Source organism: Arsenophonus nasoniae DSM 15247, from assembly GCF_000429565.1.
Lineage (GTDB): Bacteria > Pseudomonadota > Gammaproteobacteria > Enterobacterales > Enterobacteriaceae > Arsenophonus > Arsenophonus nasoniae.
In genome coordinates this window covers 1-1094 of sequence record NZ_AUCC01000289.1, presented here as the reverse complement: position 1 = coordinate 1094, position 1094 = coordinate 1, and the positions used below count along the sequence as shown (strand labels likewise).

1 protein-coding gene and 1 pseudogene are annotated in these 1094 nt (G+C 38.8%); both read right to left on the bottom strand.

The window, feature by feature from the left end:
• On the bottom strand, window positions 1-544 hold a 544-nt coding region (locus tag G468_RS0118515; RefSeq protein ID WP_026824214.1), incomplete at its 3' end, for an ATP-binding protein.
• A 205-nt stretch (window positions 545-749) separates the two neighbouring features.
• A pseudogene (locus G468_RS24535) lies at window positions 750-1094 on the bottom strand (replication protein); the annotation flags it as partial.

Below are 1094 nucleotides of genomic sequence, written 5' to 3'. Positions count from 1 at the left end.
CTTCATTGAGATTGTTTCTCTGAACGCCAACATCATCAAATACGAGCAAATCAACACCGCACAAATCATCGATTAATTGTGATTCGGTATATTTAGGGGCGCTCTCGTAAGTTTTTCTCAATCTCATCATCAGCTCAGGAAAAGTGACAATTAAAATACTCAGTCCGTCTTGAATTAAGTGATTACCTATTGCTGCTGCCAGATGATTTTTGCCTGTGCCAGAATGACCGCTAAAAACAAATCCACCAAAATATTTTCCAAAATTGTCAGCATAGTTTTTTGCTTTGAATTTCGCTTGTCTTTGTTCCGTCGTCAAAGCCTCAAAGTTGTCAAAAGTACAATGCTGATAAAGTTCAGAAATACCGGAGTTACCCATGATATTATTCAGCCTTCTGACTCGATTTTCTTCGGAGATTCGGTTTGAGTCCAATTTAGCTTGTTCACGATGCCACGCTAACAACTCGTCAACGGTATTAAATTTCGGTTTAATGTGCTTTGGCATCAGTTTGAGAAATCGGGTTAATACTCCATTTGCTGTATTCAAAATTCCTCCTGCGTAAGCAGATTAGCAAAACTTCGTGTATCGCTTCATAATCGACGATAAATTTTTAGCTGTAAGAATTTACATTTTTTCCGAAAAAATGGCTCAGAATGGATTACAGAGCGTTTTAGAGGGGGTCTGAGCGATAATTTGAGATTGAATTTTCAATTTCAGCTAAAAATCCAAATGCCAATGTTTTTTCTGCCAATCAAAAATCATCGGTGATGAAAACATCCGTTTTGGCGATCTCTTTAAATCCAAATCGGGATTTCTGCGTTTGGGTCTCTTTGGGTTCAAAAAGTCCTTGCCAGCCATTGGCGATACTGGTGTTGATGATGTCTTCTGGCGAATAACCCCTATCACGGCACTTTGCCAACAGCTTGATAGTCTGGTTAACCGTCATTTTGGATTTGACTGGTTTGTTAATTTCCTTGCGGTACTGCAACCAAGAATGCCAAGTTGATCTTGATAACCAGTTTGGAAGTTCTAGCGAATTTGGGTCAAAAACCTTCGATTTTTTCGTAAGGGAGATTATAGAGGGATCTATTGTAGT